At 65.6% G+C, this 21,779-nt stretch carries 21 protein-coding genes; 13 read left to right on the forward strand and 8 right to left on the reverse strand.

Annotated elements, in window-relative coordinates; genetic code table 11:
- Positions 1-28: 28 nt before the first annotated feature.
- Entirely contained in the window at positions 29-412 is a 384-nt protein-coding gene (locus IEX41_RS21430) for a hypothetical protein (RefSeq protein WP_229672934.1), read from the forward strand.
- A gap of 175 nt (positions 413-587) precedes the next feature.
- On the opposite strand, the gene IEX41_RS05325 is transcribed toward IEX41_RS21430, so the two are convergent.
- Complete coding sequence (locus IEX41_RS05325) at positions 588-857, reverse strand: DksA/TraR family C4-type zinc finger protein (RefSeq protein ID WP_188789141.1); 270 nt, start codon at positions 855-857, stop codon at positions 588-590.
- A 121-nt stretch (positions 858-978) separates the two neighbouring features.
- Between IEX41_RS05325 and IEX41_RS05330 the strand changes: the two genes are divergently transcribed.
- Complete coding sequence (locus tag IEX41_RS05330; RefSeq protein ID WP_188789142.1) at positions 979-1,506, forward strand: glutathione peroxidase; 528 nt, start codon at positions 979-981, stop codon at positions 1,504-1,506.
- Positions 1,507-1,582: 76 nt separating this feature from the next.
- On the opposite strand, the gene IEX41_RS05335 is transcribed toward IEX41_RS05330, so the two are convergent.
- From IEX41_RS05335 to pepN, 5 genes are all read right to left on the reverse strand, one after another.
- On the reverse strand, positions 1,583-2,239 hold the full coding sequence (locus tag IEX41_RS05335) for a thermonuclease family protein (RefSeq protein WP_188789264.1): 657 nt from the start codon (positions 2,237-2,239) through the stop codon (positions 1,583-1,585).
- Positions 2,240-2,462: 223 nt separating this feature from the next.
- On the reverse strand, positions 2,463-2,660 hold the full coding sequence (locus tag IEX41_RS05340; RefSeq protein WP_188789143.1) for a hypothetical protein: 198 nt from the start codon (positions 2,658-2,660) through the stop codon (positions 2,463-2,465).
- A 119-nt stretch (positions 2,661-2,779) separates the two neighbouring features.
- Positions 2,780-3,676 (reverse strand): DMT family transporter, encoded by an 897-nt coding sequence (locus tag IEX41_RS05345; RefSeq protein WP_229672935.1) that lies wholly within the window; start codon positions 3,674-3,676, stop codon positions 2,780-2,782.
- A gap of 209 nt (positions 3,677-3,885) precedes the next feature.
- Positions 3,886-4,485, reverse strand: coding sequence for a LysE/ArgO family amino acid transporter (locus IEX41_RS05350; RefSeq protein ID WP_188789144.1), 600 nt, complete (start codon positions 4,483-4,485; stop codon positions 3,886-3,888).
- A gap of 23 nt (positions 4,486-4,508) precedes the next feature.
- Positions 4,509-7,058 (reverse strand): aminopeptidase N, encoded by a 2,550-nt coding sequence (gene pepN, locus IEX41_RS05355; RefSeq protein ID WP_188789145.1) that lies wholly within the window; start codon positions 7,056-7,058, stop codon positions 4,509-4,511.
- A 121-nt stretch (positions 7,059-7,179) separates the two neighbouring features.
- Between pepN and IEX41_RS05360 the strand changes: the two genes are divergently transcribed.
- Entirely contained in the window at positions 7,180-7,431 is a 252-nt protein-coding gene (locus tag IEX41_RS05360; RefSeq protein WP_188789146.1) for a hypothetical protein, read from the forward strand.
- Positions 7,432-7,507: 76 nt separating this feature from the next.
- Here the strand turns inward: IEX41_RS05360 and IEX41_RS05365 are convergent, their stop codons facing one another.
- Positions 7,508-8,440 carry a transglycosylase SLT domain-containing protein gene (locus tag IEX41_RS05365; RefSeq protein WP_188789147.1) on the reverse strand — a complete coding sequence of 311 codons (933 nt, stop codon included), beginning with the start codon at positions 8,438-8,440 and terminating at the stop codon, positions 7,508-7,510.
- Positions 8,441-8,735: 295 nt separating this feature from the next.
- Here IEX41_RS05365 and IEX41_RS05370 point away from each other — a divergent pair, with 295 nt between their 5' ends.
- Positions 8,736-10,046 carry a hypothetical protein gene (locus IEX41_RS05370; protein ID WP_229672936.1) on the forward strand — a complete coding sequence of 437 codons (1,311 nt, stop codon included), beginning with the start codon at positions 8,736-8,738 and terminating at the stop codon, positions 10,044-10,046.
- Complete coding sequence (gene gatB / locus IEX41_RS05375; protein ID WP_188789148.1) at positions 10,034-11,548, forward strand: Asp-tRNA(Asn)/Glu-tRNA(Gln) amidotransferase subunit GatB; 1,515 nt, start codon at positions 10,034-10,036, stop codon at positions 11,546-11,548. Before IEX41_RS05370 ends, gatB begins: the two co-directional genes overlap by 13 nt.
- A 446-nt stretch (positions 11,549-11,994) precedes the next feature.
- Here the strand turns inward: gatB and IEX41_RS05380 are convergent, their stop codons facing one another.
- On the reverse strand, positions 11,995-13,335 hold the full coding sequence (locus IEX41_RS05380) for a DEAD/DEAH box helicase (protein ID WP_188789149.1): 1,341 nt from the start codon (positions 13,333-13,335) through the stop codon (positions 11,995-11,997).
- 388 nt (positions 13,336-13,723) lie between these two features.
- Between IEX41_RS05380 and IEX41_RS05385 the strand changes: the two genes are divergently transcribed.
- From IEX41_RS05385 to IEX41_RS05420, 8 genes are all read left to right on the forward strand, one after another.
- A complete protein-coding gene (locus IEX41_RS05385) occupies positions 13,724-14,764 on the forward strand; it encodes a histone deacetylase family protein (RefSeq protein ID WP_188789150.1) in 1,041 nt (346 codons plus the stop codon).
- A gap of 132 nt (positions 14,765-14,896) precedes the next feature.
- On the forward strand, positions 14,897-16,273 hold the full coding sequence (locus IEX41_RS05390) for an aspartate aminotransferase family protein (protein WP_188789151.1): 1,377 nt from the start codon (positions 14,897-14,899) through the stop codon (positions 16,271-16,273).
- A gap of 208 nt (positions 16,274-16,481) precedes the next feature.
- Positions 16,482-17,240: an imidazole glycerol phosphate synthase subunit HisF gene (gene hisF / locus IEX41_RS05395; protein WP_188789152.1), complete on the forward strand. Its 759-nt coding sequence runs from the start codon at positions 16,482-16,484 to the stop codon at positions 17,238-17,240.
- Positions 17,240-17,551, forward strand: coding sequence for a phosphoribosyl-ATP diphosphatase (locus tag IEX41_RS05400; RefSeq protein ID WP_373285605.1), 312 nt, complete (start codon positions 17,240-17,242; stop codon positions 17,549-17,551). Before hisF ends, IEX41_RS05400 begins: the two co-directional genes overlap by 1 nt.
- Before the next feature lie 190 nt (positions 17,552-17,741).
- Entirely contained in the window at positions 17,742-18,230 is a 489-nt protein-coding gene (lspA, locus tag IEX41_RS05405; protein ID WP_188789153.1) for a signal peptidase II, read from the forward strand.
- Positions 18,231-18,282: 52 nt separating this feature from the next.
- Positions 18,283-18,804, forward strand: a complete 522-nt coding sequence (locus IEX41_RS05410; protein ID WP_188789154.1) for a DUF3035 domain-containing protein — start codon at positions 18,283-18,285, stop codon at positions 18,802-18,804.
- 134 nt (positions 18,805-18,938) lie between these two features.
- The gene (locus IEX41_RS05415) at positions 18,939-20,345 is read left to right on the forward strand and encodes a M16 family metallopeptidase (protein ID WP_188789155.1); all 1,407 of its coding nucleotides are present in this window, start codon (positions 18,939-18,941) and stop codon (positions 20,343-20,345) included.
- Positions 20,342-21,667 (forward strand): M16 family metallopeptidase, encoded by a 1,326-nt coding sequence (locus tag IEX41_RS05420; protein ID WP_188789156.1) that lies wholly within the window; start codon positions 20,342-20,344, stop codon positions 21,665-21,667. The genes IEX41_RS05415 and IEX41_RS05420 overlap by 4 nt, the downstream gene beginning before the upstream one ends.
- Positions 21,668-21,779 lie beyond the last annotated feature (112 nt).

The raw sequence follows: 21,779 nt of genomic DNA on the forward strand, positions 1-21,779 counted from the left end.
GCAGGCCTCCACCGGCCCAAGCATTGACATGACGCGCGACGCCGCCGCCATTGACTTGGCGGGGCAGCGCACAAACATCTGTCCTTCCTCGAGAATGGACCCACAGATGCCCCGCCGCAGCTTCAAGCAGATGACCCGACGCTTCCTCGTCCGCGTACGCCGCCGCGTGCCGCCGGGCTTACGCCTGCTTCTCGGCGCACTGCTGATGGTAGGAGGCGTCTTCGGCTTCCTGCCCATCTTGGGCTTTTGGATGATTCCCCTCGGCGTCGCCGTGGCCGCGCTCGACGTGGTGCCGCTCTGGCGCGCCGGACTGCGCCGCGCCGGCATCTTCGGTGGTGACGAAAAGGACCAGACGCACCCCGAAGCGCGAACCAGACCGCGGCCCGCCAAAAGTCAGAAACCAACCGACTAAGCGTCAGGCCCCCACGGGCCCGAGGCAAGGCTCATGCCGCAGGCGAGACGACCTGTGCGTCAGCGCCTGCGCTTCGCCGCACGGCCTCGTTCCGCGAACAAGCCGCCCTTGCCCAACATGATCTGACAAAGCCGCCGCGGCCTTGCAGGCTGCGGCGGCCAGCATCTGCTCCGGCTCACTTCAGCTGCGAATCCTTCGACCCACGCCGGTTGAAACCACCGCGCGCCTTGAAGGTGCCGTCCCGCTCTTGCTGACAGTCGATGCACAGCTTCACTCCCGGCCGCGCAAGGCGGCGGGCCTCGGGGATCTCTTCACCACATTCTGCGCATTCGGTCAGGCTCTCGCCCACCGGCTGAGACCGGGCGCGCATGCGCTCCAGCTCCTCGGAAATCGATGCTTCGATCTGTTCGTTCACCGCTCCGTCGCGGCTCCAGCCTCCGGCCATGGCAGCACCTCCTGAATGGCAAGGATATGCCGATGCGCCGAACGGTTCCAGCCCCCACGCCTCACCAGAAGTTGACATCGGCGGCACCACGCTATCATTCCCCTAGCAAGGAGACCTGCCCATGCCCCGCTTCATCGCCCCCTTCGCCCTCGCTGCCATCACCGCCTTTGCGGCGCTGCCCGTGGCCGCCTCCGACGGCTTCACCTTCGACAGCATCGACGGCGGTACTATCGACACAGGCGACTGGCAGGGCCAGCCGGTGCTCGTGGTCAACACCGCCTCGCGCTGCGGCTTCACCCCACAATTCGACGGGCTTCAGGAGCTCTATGACCGCTACCGCGACGAGGGACTCGTGGTGCTTACCGTGCCGTCGAACGATTTCCGGCAGGAACTGGGCTCCGAACAGGAAGTGAAGGACTTCTGCGAGCTGAACTTCGACCTCGACATGCCGATGACCACGATCACCCATGTCACCGGCACCGACGCGCACCCACTTTACCAGTGGCTCGCGGACGAAGGCTTCACACCCGGCTGGAACTTCAACAAGGCGCTCATCGGCCCCGATGGCAGCTTCGTGAGCGGCTGGGGCGCTGCCACCAAACCGATGTCGAACGCGATCACCTCGAAGATCGAGGCGCTGCTGGACTGACCATTCGACGGCCCGTCAGCAGCACCACATCCCGGTCCGCCGGACGTCACCCTCGCAAGACGCTCTACCGGCCCGCTCAGCGCTGCGCCCGGCGCCATCCGGCAGCGCGAGCGTCGGCTTCCGAGCAGAACCAGCGCTCGCCCTTCGTCTCATCGATGCGGGTGGGCTCGTACCACTGCTGTCCCGGCACATGGTAGATACGCTCGCCCGAGCTCGAGATATTGCCCTTGATGACACATCCCGCGGGCGCCGCGGCAAGGTTCACCGCCGCCCGCCCGGCCCGCGCATTGGCGCGATATTCCGAGGGCAGTTCGACACCGGAGCCATGCAACCCCCGTTCAGCGATCACCGCGCTCTTCTCGTCCAGATCATAGGCCATGGAATAGCGCCGGTACGCAAAGGCGAGCCCGTCCTGAACCAGCACCCGCCCCATATCCTGGCCATCGACCAGGCAGCGGGCCACGATGCGGCCATAGCGGTCCAAGTCCTGCTGTTCGCAAATCGCCTCGCGCCCCTCGTAGCGATCTCGGACCGCATCGGACACCCATGCGCCGCAGGCCCACATGGGGGTGCCGTCCCCGCCGCACATCTGGTCCTGCTCGGGCGTGTCGATCCCGTGCAGGCGGACCCGCGCCCCATCGACGTCGATGGTGTCACCATCGATGACATGAATGGCACCGGTCGGGCCGGCGCCACGGACCGCGGTATTGGTCGACGCCGCGCTGGCGGGCATCGCAAGCCCGCCCGGCATGAGCGCCAGCAAGAGGAAATAGAGGATATGTCGCATGATGCCGGAATCAGGGAGGATTTCGGCAATACTACGACAGGACGCATAGAACGGTTAAGGAATTGTTAACGCTGGAATGAGCAAGACATGCTTGACGCGACGCCTGCGTCAGACCGCCCCAGGGCCAATGCCGCGCCCCCGCCTCAACGGCGGGCACACGGCCCCCAAATCAAAGCTCCAACGTGCCTAGCACCGTATTGCGCGGCAGGCGCGCGACCTCCATGCCGCCGTTCGTGCGGCGCAGGTTGTAGCCGTAGCCCCGCATCCGGAACCGCCATTCCGCCTCGCTCAGGACCTTCGCGCGTTCGCGCAGCAGGAACTCGCGGACTTCGGTCATATCTTCGGTAAGCTTGTTATCTGCAAACATCGTACTCTCCATAAGCTCGTTACCACGGTAAGAAGATTGGTCGCGGATTCGGGCAGGATTGTGCAAATGCGGAGGATTTTCCAAGAATTGGAAACGATCCGTTTCGCACCACTCAAAGGCTAGTGAACAGCCTCGTCCGCCCTCGGAGCCACGCGCCGCTTCAGCACCGCCTCGCGCAATGTAATGAAGAGCACCGACCCGAGGATCACCACGCCCCCGGCGATGACCCAAGGGTCCACCGGCTCGGCGAAGAACAGCGCGCCAAGGATCACGGACCAAACCAGCTGCAGGAAGGTCACCGGCTGCGTCACCGTCACCGGGGCCGCCGCAAAGGCCAGCGTCATGGTGTAATGCGCCGTGGTGGCAAAGCAGGCCACGGCAAGCAGGATGCCCACGTCGGCCCAGCTGGGCGTCACCCAGACCGCCGCGGCGAAGGGCGCAAGGCCGATCGTCACCGACACCGACAGCAGCGCCACCACGGCGGCGGCGCTCATCTCGCCCGAGACGATCTTGGCCACGAGGTAGGAGATCGAGAAAAAGAACGCTGTCACCAGCATGGCGAAATGGCCGGTGTCGAGCTCGCGGAAGCCCGGCCTAAGGATCAGCAGCGCCCCACCCAGCGCCACGACGATGGCAAGGATGCGGCGTATGGCCATGCGCTCGCGCAAGACGACCACCGCAAGGATACTGACGTAGATCGGCGTAAGGTAGTTCATCGCCGTCACCTCGGCGAGCGGGATGCGGGTCATGGCGTAGAACCAGCACATCACCCCCAGCGTCTGTGACACCCCGCGCACGCCTGTGAGGACCCATTGCCTTCGGGTCAGGCGCAGCCCCAAAAGGTCGCGCCACATTGGCAGCAGGAACACCAGCCCCAGCGCAAAGCGCAGGAAGGCCGATTGCGCCGCCGGCACGCGTCCGCCCAGAACTTTGACGAGCGCCGTGACACCGACGAAGCACAGGCCGGTGACGACCATCCACAGGATACCCCGCACCGGGGCCGACAACTTGTTCATGACCGCGACATGACCCCGCGAAGCGCGCGGGTGCAAGTGCTATCCCCGCAAGCCCGGCCCGGGAGCGAGAGGACAGGAATTCGGGATAGGGTAGACAGGGGCGCCCCCCTTGCAACCATGCCCCGGTGACAGGCCCCACCATGGGGGCACGGTGTCAGGGCCCCGCTATCAGCATTCCTGCCTGATGCCCCCGTCTGGGCCCTGGAGTATCAGGCCCCGAGGATCAGCTTCGCGGCGATCGCCCACATGACCACCCCGATCCCGGCATCGAGCATCTGCCAGGCGCGCGGCCGGGCAAAGACCGGCGCCAGCAGCCGTGCCCCGTAGCCAAGGGTGAAGAAGAACAGGAACGACCCCGCCATCGCCCCGGCGGCAAAGCCTGCCTGGTGATCATACTGCGCCGACACGCTGCCCAGCAGCACCACCGTGTCGAGGTAGACATGCGGGTTGAGCCATGTGAGCGCCAGGCAGGTCAGCACCGCCTGCCGCAGGCTGCCCGCGCTGGCCCCTGCCTTCAGGCTTTCGCCCCCGCGCCACGCGGCAAGGAAACTGCGCGCGCCGTACCACAGCAGGAAGGCTGCGCCGAACCAGCGCATTGCGGTCTCGAACCATGGCGCTGCCTGCGACAGGCTGCCAAAGCCCGTGACCCCCGCAAGGATCAGCAGCGCATCTGACAGCGCGCAGACGAGGCACACCGCGAAGACGTGGCTGCGCGCCAGCCCCTGCCGCAGCACGAAGGCGTTCTGCGCCCCGATCGCAAGGATCAGCGACAGGCCGAGCCCCAGCCCGGCCAGCATCGACTGCAGCATCGTACCCTCTCCCTATCGCCGGCTCAGGACAGCAGGCGGGTGACCATTTCGGTCACGTCGCGCGACAGGCCGGGACGGGCGGCGATGCGTTCAAGCTGCTCTTTCATCAGCGCCTGACGTCCCGCGTCGTAGCGTTTCCACGTCTGGAACACCGAGCACATACGGGCGGTGGTCTGCGGGTTCTTTTCGTCCAGCTTGATGAGCCAGTCCGCCAGCAGCCGGTAGCCGCTGCCATCCGCCCGGTGGAAGCCCGCGTGGTTCATGGCGAGGCTGCCGAACACCGCGCGGAAACGGTTGGGGTTCTTCCAGTCGAAATCGGGCAGCTTTGTCAGCGCCTCAGCGCGGGCGGCGGCATTGGCGGGCTCGGTGGCCGCGACCTGAAGCGCGAACCACTTGTCCATCACCAGCCGGTCGCCGCTCCATTGCTTACGGAAGGCAGCAAGCGCCTTATCCTCGGCCCCGGCGCGGATAAGGCAGGACAGCGCCCCCAGTTGCAGCGTCATGTTGTCCGCCGCATCAAACTGCGTCTGCGCCGCCGCGCCGCCGTCCAGCCGGGTGCGAAGGGCAAGGATCGCGCCGCCAAGGCTGCGCTTGCCCGCCTGCTCGGCACCGGGATCGAAGGGGGCATCCACCCACATCTTGTCCGCGATCTCGGGCAGCACGCTCGCCCAGCGCTGCGCCATTGCGTCGCGCAGTGCCTCGGAGGCGGCGTGGATGGCGTCGGGATCGGGCGTGATGTCCCGGCTGTGCAGCAGCTGCGCCAGTTCGGCCTGCGTCGGCAGCGCCAGCATCATCGCCCGGAACGCGGGGTCGAGCGCATCATCACGCACCACCTCGCCGAGCGCGTCGATCCATGCAAGATCCGGCTCCGAGCCTTGGATGATCATGTCCACAAGGCACTCGCGGCCCAGATCGCGGCTGGCTTCCCAGCGGTTGAAGGCGTCGGTGTCATGGGCCAGCAGGAAGCGCTTTTCATCCGCCGAGGTCTCGCGGTCGAGCACCACCGGGGCAGAAAAGCCGCGCAGGATCGACGGCACTGGCTTGGCGCTGAGCCCCTCGAAGGCAAAGCTCTGGGTGGCTTCGGTCATCTCAAGCACGGTGGTCGGCACCACCTCGTCGCCATTGGGGTTCAGAAGGCCGACCGCAATGGGCAGCACCTGCGGCAGCTTGTCGGGCTGGCCGGGGGTGGGAGGCGTCTCTTGCGTGAAGGTCAGGGTGTAGATGCCGTCCTCGAAAGTCTCGGAGACTTTCAGATGCGGCGTTCCGGATTGGGAATACCAGCGTTTGAACTGCGCCAGATCGCGGCCCGTGGCATCCTCGAACACCTGCAGCCAGTCCTCGATGGTGCAGGCCTGCCCGTCATGGCGGTCGAAATAGAGATCGAGCGCCTTGGCATAGGCCTCGTCCCCGACCAGCCGCTTGAGCATGCCGATCACCTCGGCGCCCTTCTCGTAGACGGTGGCGGTGTAAAAGTTGTTGATCTCCTGAAAGCTCTCGGGGCGAACCGGGTGCGACAGGGGGCCCTGGTCCTCGGGGAACTGGCGGGCACGCAGGTCGATGACATCGCCGATGCGCTTGACCTCGGCTGAGCGCATATCGCTGGTGAACTGGCTGTCGCGGTAGACCGTCAGCCCTTCCTTGAGGCACAGCTGGAACCAGTCGCGGCAGGTAATGCGGTTGCCGGTCCAGTTGTGGAAATACTCGTGGGCGATGATCGCCTCGATACGCTCGAAATTCGCGTCGGTCGAGGTTTCGGGCGACGCCAGAACGCAGGAGCTGTTGAAGATGTTCAGCCCCTTGTTCTCCATCGCGCCCATGTTGAAATCATCCACGGCGACGATATTGAAGATATCGAGATCGTATTCCCGCCCGTAGACCTCTTCGTCCCACTTCATCGACGCGATGAGGCTCTCCATCCCCCAGGCGCATTTGCCCTCGTCACCGGGGCGCACCCAGATGTTCAGCTCGACCTCCTTGCCCGAGGCGGTGGTGAAGCTCCCGGGATGGTTCACGAGGTCACCGGCGACCAGCGCGAAGAGATAGGCGGGCTTGGGCCACGGATCGTGCCATTCCGCCCAGCCCTCGCCCGAGGCGACGGGGTTGCCGTTGGACAGCTTCACCCGCTCATCACCTTCGATGCGCACAGTGAAGGTCGCCATGACATCGGGCCGGTCAGGATAGTAGGAGATCTTGCGGAAGCCTTCCGCCTCGCACTGGGTGCAGTACATGCCGTTCGACATGTAAAGCCCCTCGAGCGCGAAGTTCTCGGCCGGCGCGATCTCGACCTCGGCCTCCCAAGTGAAGGCACCCTCGGGGACAGCGCAGCGCAGACCCTCGGCGGTCAGCTCGGGGGTCACTGGCGCGCCGTCGATGGACGCGGAGATCAGACGCAGATCCTCACCATGCAGAAAGAACTCGGGGTGTTCCGCCCCGGGGGTCGGCTCGAACCGGATGCGCGAGCGCACGCGCGTCGCGGTAGGATCAAGCCTGACGGTAAGGTGAACATCCGCGATATGCCATCCGAAGGGCTTGTAATCGCTAAGGTATACGGTCTGCGGGCTGGCGTCTTTCATTGCGAGATCCTTCGAAGATGGCGCGCCCCCGGAACAGGGCAGTTTCCCAAGTGTTAGGACGGCAAGAGCAGCGCCACAACCGCGCAGCCGCAAGTTCTGTAACCAGAGAGGAGGCCCTTCGATGTCCGCACCGGATACCAATGTGAAACGTCAGGAAAAACAGCACAAGGCACCACTTCTGGGCATGTGGGTCGGACTTGGCTTTGTCGCCCTGCTCTTCGTGGGATGGCTGTTTTACGTGGCCGCCGATGGCAGCGAAGAAGAGCAGACCCCCGAAACGGGCAGCACAGTCGAACAGACTGAAGAGGTGTCGCCTACCACCTCCGACAGCGACAACGCTCAGACCACGACCGCCCCCGCCGCCGAAGAGTAACCTGACTTCCAGCATGCAAAGGCCGCCACCGATGTCCTCGGGGCGGCCTTACGCTGCTGTTGCCTGTAGTTCGGACTTATTCGAAGCGAGCGCCATGCTCCGCTGCCGGCAGCAAGCTGCCTGACGTAGCGATGACCGGAGCCGACATTTGCGACGGGCGCAGGATCGCGCCGTTCACGTTGTAGGTGATGACGCCGTCCGGGTTCGGCAGCACAGGCTCGGCATGGCCCATCGACGACAGGATCGGCGAACGGGTTGTGGGCACTGACGCTTTAGCAGGCACCACACGCGGCACTATGGGCGGACGCGCCTCGGCCATGACGACCGGCTTGCTCCATGCATCAGGACGCGGCACCGGACGCAGCGACCGGGCAAGACCGGTGCAGAAGGGCTGCGAGCGGGTCCAGGCGATCATGTCCTCGCGTTTGGTGCGGGAATGGAACGGGCCCCAGTCGGCAGCAACGCCGCGCATGTTCTGGCTAACCACGCCATCCCGAGCCACAGTGCGGGCCATGATGCGCAGACCGCAGGACAGGTTGAGCGCGGGATTTTTCAGCGCTTCGCCGGAACGTGCCTGGCAGCCATAAGCGCGCGCTGTGGACGGCAGGATCTGCAAGAGGCCGTACCAGCGGCCTCCCCCACCCACGACAGCTGGACGATATGTGCTTTCGTGCTTGGCAAGGGTCGAGACAAGGCCAACCCAGAACGCCTCGCGCTGGTCGCGGCCCGCGGTCTCGTAGGTGGGGCACCAGGTCGAAATGTCCGTGGGCACGATCTCAGGGAGGTTGGCGGCAGGACCGCGCAGCGCGGCCAGCGCGGCCACGGACCAGTTGGTCCGCCCCCCGGCAGTGCCCCAGCGGGCCTTGGGAATCTTCATACGACGCGCCTGGGGGCGCGGCGAGGTGTCGACGGCATGCACGCTCAGCTTCGGCGGCATCATCATGGGTTCGGCGGTCGCGACACTGGCGCAGAGCAGCGTGGCAACCATGACAAGGGTACGTGGCAGCATGTGGCGAGAGATGCCACACGCCCCTTCGCGGGTAAAGATGGGCGCCCCTCCCGCCTCGTGCGCCATCGGCAACAATCCGTGCCCGCATGGGTAAGCTATTGTTAAACCGGCAGTCCGCAGGCTCGGCGGGGTGGCGGATTGCCGCCGGTTCTTCTTGCAGGGGTCAAGAATGCGCCCCAATCCGGGCGCAGACTGACGGCTGAACACCCCTTCGGCCTCCCCCCTCACCTGGCAGCCCCGCCGCCAAACCACCAGCCTCCGCCGCCCCAAGCCCCTCCCCCAGAGCCCCTGCCCCATGCCCTTCACCGTCCGCGCCCTGTCGCAGAAACTGCTGTCCCTGCGAGACCGGGCGAAACGCCCTGATGATCCCGCCAAGGCCAACGCCCCAGACAGCGATGCCTTGGGCCACCCACGGGTGCATATCCCGATGCGCGACATCCCGCCCGACGCGTCCGAGCAGTCGCGGCTTTGGCTGCAAGGCAGGTTTTTGGCCCGGCAGGAAAACTGGGAGGCACTGGCCCGCGGCCTGCGCGAGGCCGATCAGGACCGCGCAGGCACCATCGGCGGCACCCCTGTTGCCCGGCTTCTGGCCGAAGGCGCCTGTTCGGACGCGCTCGACACGGCCATCGTCGCAGTATCGCGCAATGACGCGATCGCGGCGCGGGCGGCCCTGTTCGCTCTTAGCGACGACCTTGCCGATGGCGGCGGCGATCCATGGCTCGCGGGGATGCTCGCGCGGGCCCATGTGGCAGTGGCCCGAGGCTGGACCGCTGCGTCCGGGGCATCCGCTTCGACGCCCCAGCGCAGCGATGCCCGCGCCCAGCACCTCGAAACCGCCGCCCGGCTACTGGCAGGGTTCGACCCCATCGAGTACGATTCCCCCGCGCTCGCAGAGCTGCGGTGCGCCCTACTAGAGCTCGGCCCCCGGCCAAGATCGCGCGTGGCGGATGATTACGAGGATCTCATCGACCTTTCGCCGGCTTGCCCGGACCACATGCGCGCCCTTGGCCGGGACCTCATGCCCGACCGCTTCGGCAGCTGGACACTGATCGACCGCGAGGCGCGCCGTACCGCCGGGCGGCTTTCGGATGTTTGGGGTGCTGGCGCCTATGTCTGGGTGTGGTTCGACGTGCTGGCCAGTGGCGAGGCCAGGGCCTTCGCCCAGGTCGATCCCGAACTTTTCGCCGAGGGGCTGCACGACATCCTGCATCGCCGCCCCGACCAGCACATGGCCAACCTGCTTGCCGCCTATTGTGGCCTGACCTTGTCGGGCGCGGCCGAGCCTGGCTCGGCCCAGGCGCGGATCTGCGACTGCTTCGGCTGGATCGTGCAGGACCACCTGCGCGAGATCCACCCAGGGCTCTGGGCCGCGGCCCGCCCGATCCCCGGCAAAGCCGACGAAGCCGAGACCCTGCGCCGCGGCAGCAGTCGCGCGGTGTCGACCCTCGCCGAACATTTCGCACACCAATTGCGCCTTGGCCGGCAGGTGCATTTCAACGATGCTGGGGTGACGCTGTCGCCTGACTCCTGCACCCTTGCCCCCTGTGGTTCTCTGGCGTATCCCCGTGCCGATCAGCGGAACGAGGATAGGCGATGCTTGACCTGACATTCGAAGCCCCGAAACCCAAGGTGATCGCCGGGGCAAAACACGACTGGGAACTTGTGATCGGCATGGAGATCCACGCCCAGGTTGCCAGCCAGGCCAAGCTGTTCTCGGGGGCATCCACCACCTTCGGCGCCGAGCCCAACTCCAACGTGTCCTTCGTGGACGCGGCGATGCCCGGCATGCTGCCGGTGATCAACGAATACTGCATCGAGCAGGCGGTGCGCACGGGCCTTGGCCTCAAGGCCGAGATCAACCTGAAATCCGCCTTCGACCGCAAGAACTACTTCTATCCGGACCTTCCGCAGGGCTACCAGATTTCCCAGCTCTACCACCCGCTGGTGGGCGAGGGTGAGGTCATCGTGGACATGGAGCCGGGCATCGCCCGTCTCGTGCGGATCGAACGCATCCACGTGGAACAGGACGCGGGCAAGTCGATCCACGACATGGATCCCAACATGTCCTTCGTGGACCTCAACCGCACCGGCGTGGCGCTGATGGAGATCGTCAGCCGCCCCGACATCCGCGGCCCCGAAGAGGCCGCCGCCTACGTGCTGAAACTGCGCCAGATCCTGCGCTATCTCGGGACCTGCGACGGCAACATGCAGAACGGCAACCTGCGCGCGGACGTGAACGTGTCTGTCTGCCGTCCTGGCCAGTACGAGAAGTACCAGGAAACCCAGGATTTCAGCCATCTCGGCACGCGCTGCGAGATCAAGAACATGAACTCCATGCGGTTCATCCAGATGGCCATCGACTACGAGGCCAAGCGCCAGATCGCCATCCTCGAAGCGGGCGGCAGCATCGATCAGGAAACCCGGCTCTACGATCCGGACAAGAACGAGACGCGTTCCATGCGGTCCAAGGAAGAGGCGCATGATTACCGCTACTTCCCCGACCCCGACCTGCTCCCGCTCGAGATCGAGCAGGCTTGGGTGGACGACATCGCCGCCACCCTGCCGGAACTGCCGGACGCCAAGAAGACGCGCTTCGTCAAGGACTTCGGCCTGTCGGAATACGATGCCGGCGTCCTCACTGCCGAGGTGGTGAACGCCGCCTATTTCGAAGAGGTCGCGGCCACCGCAGGCGACGGCAAGCTCGCGGCCAACTGGGTCATCAACGAGCTCTTCGGCCGCCTCAAGAAGGAAGGCCACGACATCACCGAAAGCCCGGTCTCCCCGGCGCAGCTGGCGGGGATCGTGCGGCTTATCAAGTCGGACGCAATTTCCGGCAAGATCGCCAAGGACCTCTTCGAGATCGTCTACACCGAAGGTGGCGATCCCGAGACCATCGTCGAAGAGCGCGGCATGAAGCAGGTGACCGACACCGGCGCGATCGAGACCGCCGTGGACGAGATCATCGCCGCCAACCCCGCGCAGGTCGAGAAGGCCAAGCAGAACCCCAAGCTCGCGGGCTGGTTCGTGGGTCAGGTGATGAAGGCCACCGGCGGCAAGGCCAACCCCAAGGCGGTCAACGATATCGTCGCGAAGAAGCTGGCCGAGTAAGACGGCACGCGCAAGGCTCAGAGATTGACGTTTGTGAAACGCCCGGGAGAACACTTCTCCCGGGCGTTTTCTCGCGGCCTGCGCGCGTGTCCTGTCCACGCTCAGTATTGGCGCGGCTTGGCTCTAAGAAAGCGGCGCGCAGACGCTCCCAACCCGCCCGGATCCAAGGCGAAGCCGCCGCGTATCGCCGGCCTGCCCCTCGGGCTGGTGATTGTCTGACGCACGCGCCCTTTGTCGAGGTCTGTTGGATTTGGCCGGGATAAACCGAGATGTCCGGAGGCTCCTTTTCCATCCCGCGAACCGGCGATGCGTGGCTGGAATTTCTTGGCCTGCGAAGCGCCGCAAAACCTTGTCCCGAATATGAAAAGCTCCGCCCGAGAGGTCTCGGGCGGAGCGATCATGTTCTGTAGCATGAGTGTCAGATGATGTGACGGCTCTGGCTAACCTCAGGCCGCGCGCCGACGGCGACGCTGTCCTTGGCCAGCATTGCCACCGCCGGGCTTGCCGTGTGCTTCGTGCTTGGGACCGGCAGGCTTGCCGCCACGGCCACCGCCGCCGCCGCCGCCACGGGGACCACCGCGGCCACGGCCGCCGCCACCACCACCGCCACCGCCGCCGCGACGACGACGGGCACCGCCACCACCTTCGGTCAGCGCAGCGGGCGCTTCACCAGAGGCCACGGGGATGTCGATCTTCATCAGGCGCTGGATCTGGCGCAGCAGGTCCGCTTCGTCGTCGTCACAGAAGGCGATCGCCTCGCCTTCACGGCCTGCGCGGGCGGTCCGCCCGATGCGGTGAACATAGTTGTCCGGCACTTCGGGCAGGTCGTAGTTGACCACGTAGGCAACGCCCGGGATGTCGATCCCGCGCGCCGCCACGTCGGTGGCCACCAGCACGTTGATGTCACCGTCACGGAAGGCCTTGATGGCACGGTCGCGCTGGCCTTGCGATTTGTTGCCGTGGATCGAGGCGGCGTTGAACCCGTCTGCCACGAGGCCCTTCATCAGACGCTCGGCGCCGTGCTTGGTGCGCGAGAAAACCAGCGTCAGCGCGCCCATGTCCGCCCGCAGCACTTCGCGCAGCTTGGCCGGTTTCGCGGCCTTGTCGACGAAGTGCACCGACTGGGTGATCTTGTCAGCGGCCTTGCCCGGAGGCGACACCTGCACCTTGCGCGGGTTGGTCAGGTAGGCGGCGGACAGCTCTTCCATCTGCTTGGACATGGTGGCCGAAAACAGCATGGTCTGGCGCGGCGTGCCCAGCTGCGGCGCGATGCGGCGCAGCGCGTGGATGAAGCCGAGGTCGAGCATCTGGTCCGCTTCGTCCAGCACCAGCTGGCGCACGGTCGAAAGGTCAATGGCCTTGCGGTCCATCAGGTCGATAAGACGACCGGGCGTCGCAATGACGATGTCGGTGCCACGGGCAAGGAAGTTGATCTGCCGGTTGATGGACTGACCACCGACCACGGTGCCGACGCGCAGCTTGGTGCCTTCGGTCAGCACCTTGAGGTTGTCGGCGATCTGGTTGACCAGCTCGCGGGTGGGGGCAAGGACCAGCGCCTTGACGGTCTTGGGCGCGGGTTTGCCCGGCTGGGCCAGCAGGCCATCAATCAGCGGCAGGCCAAAGGCCAGCGTCTTGCCAGTGCCGGTCTGGGCAAGACCCATGACGTCATGGCCTTCCAGCGCAAGCGGGATCGCGGCGTTCTGGATCGGTGTGGGTTCGGTAAAGCCGTTGCGCTTGAGTGCCTCGGCGAGGGTCGGCGCGAGGCCGAGCATGTCAAAATCGAACAAGTGGTATCCTGTCATGGGCCGCGTCCATCACGGACGTCGGCCATGGGACCAGCCGCCCCGGATGGGCGACATGGCGAGGGTGAGCTGCAGCCTCGGGACGGGCGGGCGTGTCCCGCGGCGTCCGGCCGAAGCGATCAGAACCCTGCGTGAATGGGAACCGTGAAGGTGCAACGCTGATGAGCCCTCGGTGAGACGCCGTCCATGACATCGGTCAGGGGCAGGCAGAAAGACAGGCTCGGCTAACTCACGCGGCAGCGCAACGTCAGGGCTGCAGATGGTGCATTTTCCGGCATTTGTCAAGCACGGCGCAACTCTGCCGGGCGTATCGACAAGCCCCACGGCGCGCCCTACCCTTCCAGCATCTGCCCGAGCCCCAAGGAGACGACCCGTGCGCTGCTTCTTCGCCCCGGAAACCGACCTGCATGACCCGATCTTCCGTCTGACCCACGGCACGGTCCAGCAGAATGCCGAACGCCCCGAGCGAGCCCGACTGCTGAAGGACGCGCTGGCACAGATGGGCTTTCGGACCGAAGAGCCGCCCGAAGCGCCGCGCTCGGCCCTCGAGGCGGTGCACACGCCGCAGTTCCTCGATTTCCTAGAGACCGCGTGGGAGCAGTGGCAAGCCTTGCCCGGAGCCGGGCCAGAGGTGGTGCCCAACGTCTTCCCGGCGCGCCCGCCAATGGGCGGCCCGGCCACCTACCCCGACAGCATCGTTGCCCGTGCGGGCTGGCACATGGGCGACACCTCCGCCCCCATCGGCAAGCACAGCTGGAATGCCACCCGCCGCGCCGCCGATTGCGCCATCGCCGCCGCCGATGCCGTTTTGGAGGGCGACGCTGCGGCCTATGCGCTCTGCCGCCCCGCCGGGCATCACACCGGGCCAGAGACTGCCGCCGGGCATTGCCTCATCAACAACTCCGCCGTGGCCGCTGCCCGGCTGCTGACCCGGGATGGCAAGGTGTCAACGCTGGACATCGACGTGCACCACGGCAACGGAACGCAGGCGATCTTCTACGAACGGGCTGACGTGCTGTGCGTGTCGATCCATGCGGACCCCGCCGACTACTACCCATTCTTTACCGGCCATGCGGACGAGACCGGCGGCGGCACGGGCGCCGGGGCAAACCTCAACATCCCCTTGCCGCGCAGCACCACCGACGCCGCGTGGCTGGCGGCGCTCCGGCAGGCGCTGGACGCGATCGACGCCTTCTCACCGGGGGCGCTCATGGTCAGCCTTGGGCTTGATGCGCATGAGAACGATCCGCTTCTGGGCATGAAGGTCACATGGGAGGGCTTTGAGGATGCGGGCCGGATGATCGCTGCCGCCCACTACCCCACGGTGCTCGTGCAGGAGGGAGGTTACCTGTCGGACGATCTGACCACCTCCTTGGTGTCCTTCCTGCGTGGTTTCGAGGCAGGGTTGACCTGAACCGCCCGCGGCGGGAATTTGATCAAATTTGGGACGTGACGCAAAAGTGGCGCTGGCCTAGAGTGGCACACAAGTGGCGAGGGCCCGCGGCCCTGCGCCCCGAATCGTCCTTCCAACGCCAAGGAGCCCCCGATGAACACGCGCCCCAATTCGCTGCACGCCGCCGACATTGCGCATTCCATGCACCCCTACACCAACATGCGCCTGCACGAGGAAAAGGGTCCGATGATCATGACCCATGGGGATGGCGCGCGGGTCTACGACAGCGAGGGCAAAGAATACATCGAGGCGCTGGCGGGGCTGTGGTCCGTGGCCGTGGGCTTTTCCGAAACCCGTCTGGCGGATGCCGCCTACGAGCAACTCAAGAAGCTGCCCTACTACCACACCTTCGCCCACAAGTCGCACGAGCCGTCGATCCGGCTGGCCGAGAAGCTGGTCGAGATGACCCCCGAGGGGCTCAACCGCGTATTCTTCACCAACTCCGGGTCCGAGGCCAATGATACCGTGGTCAAGATGGCCTGGTTCCTCAACAACGGGCTGGGCCGCCCCGAGAAGAAGAAGTTCCTTGCCCGCACCAAGGGCTATCACGGCATCACCATCGCGTCGGGCTCGCTGACCGGGCTGGCGGGCAACCACACGGATTTCGACCTGCCGGCGATTCCGGTGACGCACCTCACCACCCCCTCCTACTGGCGCTACTCCAACGAGGGTGAAACCGAGGCCGAGTTCACCGCCCGCCTGCTGAAAGAGCTTGAGGACACCATCATCTCCGAAGGCCCCGAGACCATCGCCGGCTTCATCGGCGAGCCCGTGATGGGCGCCGGCGGCGTGATGACCCCGCCCGAGGGGTACTGGCCCGGCGTGGCCGAGATCTGCGCCAAGTACGACATCCTTCTGGTGGCCGACGAGGTCATCAACGGCTTTGGCCGCACCGGTGCGCGCTGGGGCTGCGAGAAATACGGGTTCACGCCAGACATCCTTGTCACCTCGAAGCAGCTGACCTCGTCCTACATGCCGCTTGCTGCCATCGTGGTGAACGACAAGGTCTACAACGCCATTGCCGATAACACCGCCAAGCTGGGCACCTTCGGCCACGGCTTCACCGGCTCGGGGCACCCGGTGGCCTGCGCCGTCGGGCTCGAGAACCTTGCGATCATCGAAGAGCAGGATCTCATGGGCAACGCCGAGCGGCTGGCGCCGCTGCTGCAGGATGGGCTGCGCCAGTTCGCCGATCACCCGCTTGTGGGCGAGGTGCGCGGCACCGGCCTGATCGCCGGGGTGGAATTCGCCAAGGATGGCCGGGAATCGTTTACCCCCGCCGGGTCCATGGCCCCCAAGGTCGTGGCGTTCTGCGCCGAAGAGGGCCTGATCGTGCGCGCGGTCTATGAGACTGTCGCCTTCTGCCCGCCGCTGATCGTCACCGAAGAGGACATCACCGAGATCGTCGCCCGCTTTGGCCGCGCGCTCGACAAGGCGCTGGACTGGGCGAAGGCCGAAGGTCTCGTATAAGGCCCTTGCCACCGCGAACCATCTGAAATCACCGCGCCCCGCCCCACCCGGCGGGGCGCGGTTGCTTTGTGCTCCGGGCCGGCGAAGCGGTACTGTGCCACTCGCCGGGCGCGATACTGCGGCAGGCTTGCGACACCGCGCCGGGCCGGGGCCTTTCGGCGGGTTCCCCTCCCTTCCCATCGGCGGGAATCCGCGCCATAAGCAGGCCATGCTCAAGACCCGTATCATCCCCTGTCTCGATGTCGCCGATGGCCGTGTGGTCAAGGGCGTGAATTTCGTCGACCTGCGCGATGCGGGCGATCCCGTCGATGCCGCCCGCGCCTACGATGCGGCGGGCGCCGACGAGATCACCTTTCTCGACATCCATGCCACGCATGAAAACAGGGGGACCATGTTCGACGTGGTCACCCGCACTGCCGAGCAATGCTTCATCCCGCTTACGGTCGGTGGAGGTGTTCGCACGGTGGCCGATGTTCGCGCCCTCCTGCTCGCGGGCGCGGACAAGGTCTCGTTCAACTCCGCCGCCGTGGCCAACCCCGACGTGGTGGCCGAGGCGGCGGACCATTTCGGCTCGCAATGCATCGTGGTGGCGATCGACGCCAAGACGGTCGAGCCGGGCCGCTGGGAGATCTTCACCCATGGCGGCCGCAAGCCCACGGGCATCGACGCGGTGGAGTTCGCCCGAACCGTGGCCGCGAAGGGCGCGGGCGAAATCCTGCTGACTTCGATGGACCGCGACGGTACCAAATCGGGCTTCAACATCCCCCTCATCCGCGCCATCGCCGATGCGGTGGACGTGCCGGTGATCGCCTCAGGGGGGGTCGGCACTCTGGATCATCTGGTCGAGGGCGTGACCGAGGGGCATGCCTCGGCGGTGCTGGCCGCCTCCATCTTCCATTTCGGCGAATTCACCGTGCAGCAGGCCAAGCAGCACATGGCGACCGCCGGCATTCCGGTGAGGCTCTGATGACGCTTGAAGAACTTGAAGCAGTGGTCGCAGCGCGGGCCGAGGCGTCGCCGGACGACAGCTGGACCGCCAAGCTGCTGGCCAAGGGCCCCGAGAAATGCGCCGAGAAGTTCGGTGAAGAGGCCATCGAGGCCATCATCGAGGCGGTGAAAGGCGACACGGACAAGCTGGCGTCCGAAGGGGCGGATGTCTTGTTCCATTTTCTCGTGATGCTGAAGGCGCGCGGTGTGCCGCTTTCGGATGTCATGAACGAGCTCGCGCGGCGGCAGGGCCAATCCGGTCTTGCCGAGAAAGCCTCGCGGCGGGGTTGAGGCCGCCGCGGGCAGGTGGGGGTGGAGTGGGGGCTCTGCCCCCGCCCGCCTTGCGGCGGTCTCCCCCGGGATATTTTCCGGTCAAAGGAAAACCAGGGAACTCCCGGTGATCTCGTGAACCGGGGCGGGTTTCCAACCGGCGGTCCTGCGGATAGGACTTGCGCAACGACAGTCAGGCAGGAGCAGGACCATGCGGCTTATGGTATGGGTGGCGGCGATCACGCTGGTGATCGATCAGCTGAGCAAGTGGCTTGTGGTCCACGTGATGGCGCTGGACACGCGGCTGGCCATTGACGTGCTGCCACCGGTGCTGAATTTCCGCATGGCGTGGAATTACGGTGTCAACTTCGGCCTATTCGGGGGCGGATCGGGCGCGACGCGCTGGGTGCTGATCTCGGTGGCGCTGGGAATCGTGCTGGTGGTGCTGGTCTGGCTGCGGCGTGATCCGCCCGGACGCATGGGTATGGCGGCCGCCGGGCTGCTGGTGGGCGGCGCCATCGGCAATGTGATTGACCGGCTGCTGTATGGCGCGGTGGCGGATTTCCTCAACATGTCGTGCTGTGGCATCGACAATCCCTTCGCCTTCAACGTCGCCGACATCGCGATCTTTGCCGGGGCGGCGGGCCTTGTTCTGGCGCCGGGGCGGCAGGATGGAAAGCGCTTGAAAAAGGGCGCGTGACGCCACCGCGACAATGAGTTAAGCAGGGCTGGAAACGAACCGGAGGGTGGTAATGAGGCTGTCGCACGCCGTTCTGAGCTTGGGTCTTATGGGGCTTGCCGCGTGTTCGGGTCGCGAGGACGGGCCGCGTCTGCACTATCTCAAGACCAACAGCGGCACCCCCGAAGAGTTTGCCATCGTGCCCAACAAGGCGCTGCAATCTCCGCCCGATTACAACACCCTGCCTGCCCCCACGCCGGGCAGTGCCAACCGCACCGACCAGACGCCCGAGGCGGATGCCGTGGCCGCGCTTGGCGGCAACCCGGCACGCCTGTCCGAGGCCGGCACCCCCGGCCAGGGCGCCCTGGTGAACCGGGCCTCGCGCTTTGGCCGCGATCCGCAGATCCGCGAGCAGCTGGCCGCCGAGGATGGCGCCTTCCGCCGCCGCAAGGCGATCTTCAACTGGAAGATCGTTCCCGAGGACCAATATTACGATGCCTATCGCCGCGAATGGCTCGATGCGCGCGGAGCCCTTGACGCGTGGCGCCGAGCCGGTGTGAGGACGCCGTCCGCCCCACCGGAAGGCTACGAGTAAGCCCTTGGCATTGTTGACTTCAGAGCACGCCCGGCATGAACATGTCGGGCGTTCACGTTCCTGAAACCCTGCCTTGATTACATGCTGGCACAGCGTAGTCTGATGGGACACGTAACAGCAACGGGGCACACCAGATGAAACAGCTCGCCGCGGCCGTCGCCGTATTGTGCGCAGCCACCTTCCCGGCGCTTGCAGCCACGCAGATTGAAACAGCTGCGAACGGTGTCTCGACCTTCACCCTCGACAACGGGATGGAGGTCGTCGTGATCGAGGATCACCGTGCCCCCGTCGCCGTCCAGATGGTCTGGTATCGCGCAGGCGCCGCAGACGAGACGGCGGGCACCTCCGGCATCGCGCACTTCCTTGAACACCTGATGTTCAAGGGCACCGACACGCTTGAGCCGGGCGAGTTCTCCAAAGTCGTGGCCCAGAACGGCGGGTCGGACAACGCCTTCACCTCCTGGGATCAGACCGCCTATTTCCAGCGAGTTGCCGCGGACCGGCTGGGGCTCATGATGGAGATGGAAGCAGACCGGATGGTTAATCTTCAGCTCGACGAGGGCGACATCGCCACCGAGCGTGACGTCATCATCGAAGAGCGCAACATGCGGATCGAGAATGATGCCGGCGCGCTGATGAACGAACAGCTGAATGCGGCGCAATTTCTCAACCACCGTTACGGCGTGCCGATCATCGGGTGGCGTCACGAGATGGTGACGCTTGATCTCGAGGATGCTTATGCATTCTACAACCGCAATTACGCCCCCAACAATGCCATCCTGATCGTCGCCGGCGATGTCACCCCCGGCGAGGTGCAGGATCTTGCGGTGGAACATTACGGCCCGATCCCCGCCAACCCCGAGGTCGGCGCGCCGCGGTCGCGCCCGCAGGAGCCTCCGCAAACGGCCGAACGGCGCCTCGTGTTCCGCGATCCACGGGTGGCACAGCCCTATCTCATGCGCAGCTATCTTGCCCCGGAACGAGACCCGGGCGACCAGCGCGAAGCTGCAGCACTGGTGCTGCTCGACGAGCTGCTGAGCGGTGGCCAGAGTTCCGTGCTCAGCCAAGAGCTGCAGTTCGACCGGAAAGTCGCGCTCTATACCGCCAGTTTCTACAATGCGACGTCCTATGACGACACCAAGTTCGGGCTCGTGGTCGTGCCCACCGAAGGCACTTCTCTGTCCGATGCGGAGGCCGCGCTGGACGATGTTCTGGCCAAATTCATCGAGACCGGTGGCGACCCGGAACAGCTTGATCGGATCAAGTTCCAGCTGCGCGCCGAGGAAATCTATGAACGTGACAGCCCCAACGCCATTGCCCGCCGCTACGGCAGCGCCCTGACCGCCGGTCTGACGCTGCAGGACATCCAAGAATGGCCGGACATCCTGCAATCGATCACCTCCGAAGAGATCGTCGCAGCGGCAGAACGGCTGTTTGATCGCAACAAATCCGTCACCGGGTACCTCGAACCCGTTGAGACCGCGCTTGAGACCGCGCCTGGGAACACCCCCGAAAACGCTCCCGAGGAGGTGCTTCAATGAAGCCTGTTCTGACATTCGCCGCCAGCTTCGCCGTGTCGATCCTCGCGGCCCTGCCCGCTCTTGCGGAAATCGAGGTACAAGAGGTGGACACCCCCGGCGGTATTCACGCGTGGCTTCTGGAAGAGCCGTCAATCCCCTTCACCTCCCTCGAGATCCGCTTTCAGGGAGGCACCGCGCTCGACCCGGAGGGCAAGCAGGGGGCCACGAACCTGATGGTCGGCCTGCTCGAGGAAGGCGCGGGCGAGCTTGACTCGCGCGGCTTCGCCGATGCCCGTGACGCGCTTGCCGCCAGCTTCCGCTATTCCGCCAACGTGGATTCGGTGTCGGTGTCCGCCAAGTTCCTGACCGAGAACCGCGACGAGGCTGTGGATCTTCTGCGCGAGAGCCTCGTGAACCCCAGCTTCGATCAGGAGGCGCTCGACCGGGTGCGCGGACAGGTCATCTCGGGGATCCGCAGCGATCAAATGGACCCCGACGCCATTGCCAGTGCCACCTTCGACAAGCTGATGTTCGGGGATCATCCATATGCCACGCGCTCTGACGGCACGGTGGACAGCGTCACATCCCTGACCCGTGATGACATGATCGATGCATGGCAGGGTGCGCTGGCGCGTGACAGGATCTACGTGGCCGCCGCGGGAGACATCTCGGCGGATGAGCTGTCGACGCTGCTTGACGAGCTCTTGGGCGATCTGCCGGAAACCGGCGCCCCGATGCCCGAACCGGTGAGCGTTCAGGCCAGCGCCGGCGTGACTGTCGTACCCTTCGACACGCCGCAATCAGTGGCGCAGTTCGGCCACGAGGGCATTAAGCGCGACGATCCCGATTTTTTCGCGGCCTACGTGATGAACACCATCCTCGGCGAGGGCGGGTTCGAATCGCGCCTCATGCACGAGGTCCGGGAAAAGCGCGGGCTGACTTACGGCATCTACAGCTACCTGATGCCAATGGACCATGCCGAGCTTTACGTGGGGCGGGTTGCCTCGGCCAACGATCGCATTGCCGAGGCGGTGTCCGTTATCGGTGACGAATGGGCGAAGATGGCCTCTGACGGGGTCACCGAGGCCGAGCTGGAGCAGGCCAAGACATACCTCACCGGGGCCTATCCGCTGCGGTTCGATGGCAACGGGCCGATCGCGCGCATCCTGGTCGGCATGCAGATGGACGGCCTTACCCCAGACTACATCACCAGCCGAAACGAACGGATCGAGGCCGTGACGCTCGACGATGTTGCCCGCGTGGCAAAACGGCTGCTGAAGCCCGACTCGCTGCGCTTTGTCGTGGTCGGCCAACCCGAAGGGCTGGAGGAGACGCCGGGCTGAGATCCGCGTCCGGCGCATCAGCACCGTGCGCCGGGTGCAACGCCTGAATGGTTTGGCAATCGCCCCCTTCGGGCATTGCCGCGTTAATTGTCGTTTCGGTGGAGCCAGACCC

Source organism: Salipiger pallidus, from assembly GCF_014643635.1.
Taxonomy (GTDB): domain Bacteria; phylum Pseudomonadota; class Alphaproteobacteria; order Rhodobacterales; family Rhodobacteraceae; genus Salipiger; species Salipiger pallidus.

What these genes read in the sequence shown, in the direction of transcription:
- IEX41_RS05340 (WP_188789143.1), bottom strand. Translation starts at nt 2,660, where the DNA reads ATGTTTGCAGATAACAAGCTTACCGAAGATATGACCGAAGTCCGCGAG.
- IEX41_RS05360 (WP_188789146.1), top strand. Translation starts at nt 7,180, where the DNA reads ATGTCCGCACCGGATACCAATGTGAAACGTCAGGAAAAACAGCACAAG.
- IEX41_RS21430 (WP_229672934.1), top strand. Translation starts at nt 29, where the DNA reads ATGACGCGCGACGCCGCCGCCATTGACTTGGCGGGGCAGCGCACAAAC.
- IEX41_RS05410 (WP_188789154.1), top strand. Translation starts at nt 18,283, where the DNA reads ATGAGGCTGTCGCACGCCGTTCTGAGCTTGGGTCTTATGGGGCTTGCC.
- IEX41_RS05365 (WP_188789147.1), bottom strand. Translation starts at nt 8,440, where the DNA reads ATGCTGCCACGTACCCTTGTCATGGTTGCCACGCTGCTCTGCGCCAGT.
- IEX41_RS05325 (WP_188789141.1), bottom strand. Translation starts at nt 857, where the DNA reads ATGGCCGGAGGCTGGAGCCGCGACGGAGCGGTGAACGAACAGATCGAA.
- IEX41_RS05420 (WP_188789156.1), top strand. Translation starts at nt 20,342, where the DNA reads ATGAAGCCTGTTCTGACATTCGCCGCCAGCTTCGCCGTGTCGATCCTC.
- IEX41_RS05350 (WP_188789144.1), bottom strand. Translation starts at nt 4,485, where the DNA reads ATGCTGCAGTCGATGCTGGCCGGGCTGGGGCTCGGCCTGTCGCTGATC.
- IEX41_RS05400 (WP_373285605.1), top strand. Translation starts at nt 17,240, where the DNA reads ATGACGCTTGAAGAACTTGAAGCAGTGGTCGCAGCGCGGGCCGAGGCG.
- IEX41_RS05330 (WP_188789142.1), top strand. Translation starts at nt 979, where the DNA reads ATGCCCCGCTTCATCGCCCCCTTCGCCCTCGCTGCCATCACCGCCTTT.
- hisF (WP_188789152.1), top strand. Translation starts at nt 16,482, where the DNA reads ATGCTCAAGACCCGTATCATCCCCTGTCTCGATGTCGCCGATGGCCGT.
- IEX41_RS05345 (WP_229672935.1), bottom strand. Translation starts at nt 3,676, where the DNA reads ATGAACAAGTTGTCGGCCCCGGTGCGGGGTATCCTGTGGATGGTCGTC.
- IEX41_RS05335 (WP_188789264.1), bottom strand. Translation starts at nt 2,239, where the DNA reads ATGCCCGCCAGCGCGGCGTCGACCAATACCGCGGTCCGTGGCGCCGGC.
- pepN (WP_188789145.1), bottom strand. Translation starts at nt 7,058, where the DNA reads ATGAAAGACGCCAGCCCGCAGACCGTATACCTTAGCGATTACAAGCCC.
- lspA (WP_188789153.1), top strand. Translation starts at nt 17,742, where the DNA reads ATGCGGCTTATGGTATGGGTGGCGGCGATCACGCTGGTGATCGATCAG.
- IEX41_RS05415 (WP_188789155.1), top strand. Translation starts at nt 18,939, where the DNA reads ATGAAACAGCTCGCCGCGGCCGTCGCCGTATTGTGCGCAGCCACCTTC.
- gatB (WP_188789148.1), top strand. Translation starts at nt 10,034, where the DNA reads ATGCTTGACCTGACATTCGAAGCCCCGAAACCCAAGGTGATCGCCGGG.
- IEX41_RS05370 (WP_229672936.1), top strand. Translation starts at nt 8,736, where the DNA reads ATGCCCTTCACCGTCCGCGCCCTGTCGCAGAAACTGCTGTCCCTGCGA.
- IEX41_RS05390 (WP_188789151.1), top strand. Translation starts at nt 14,897, where the DNA reads ATGAACACGCGCCCCAATTCGCTGCACGCCGCCGACATTGCGCATTCC.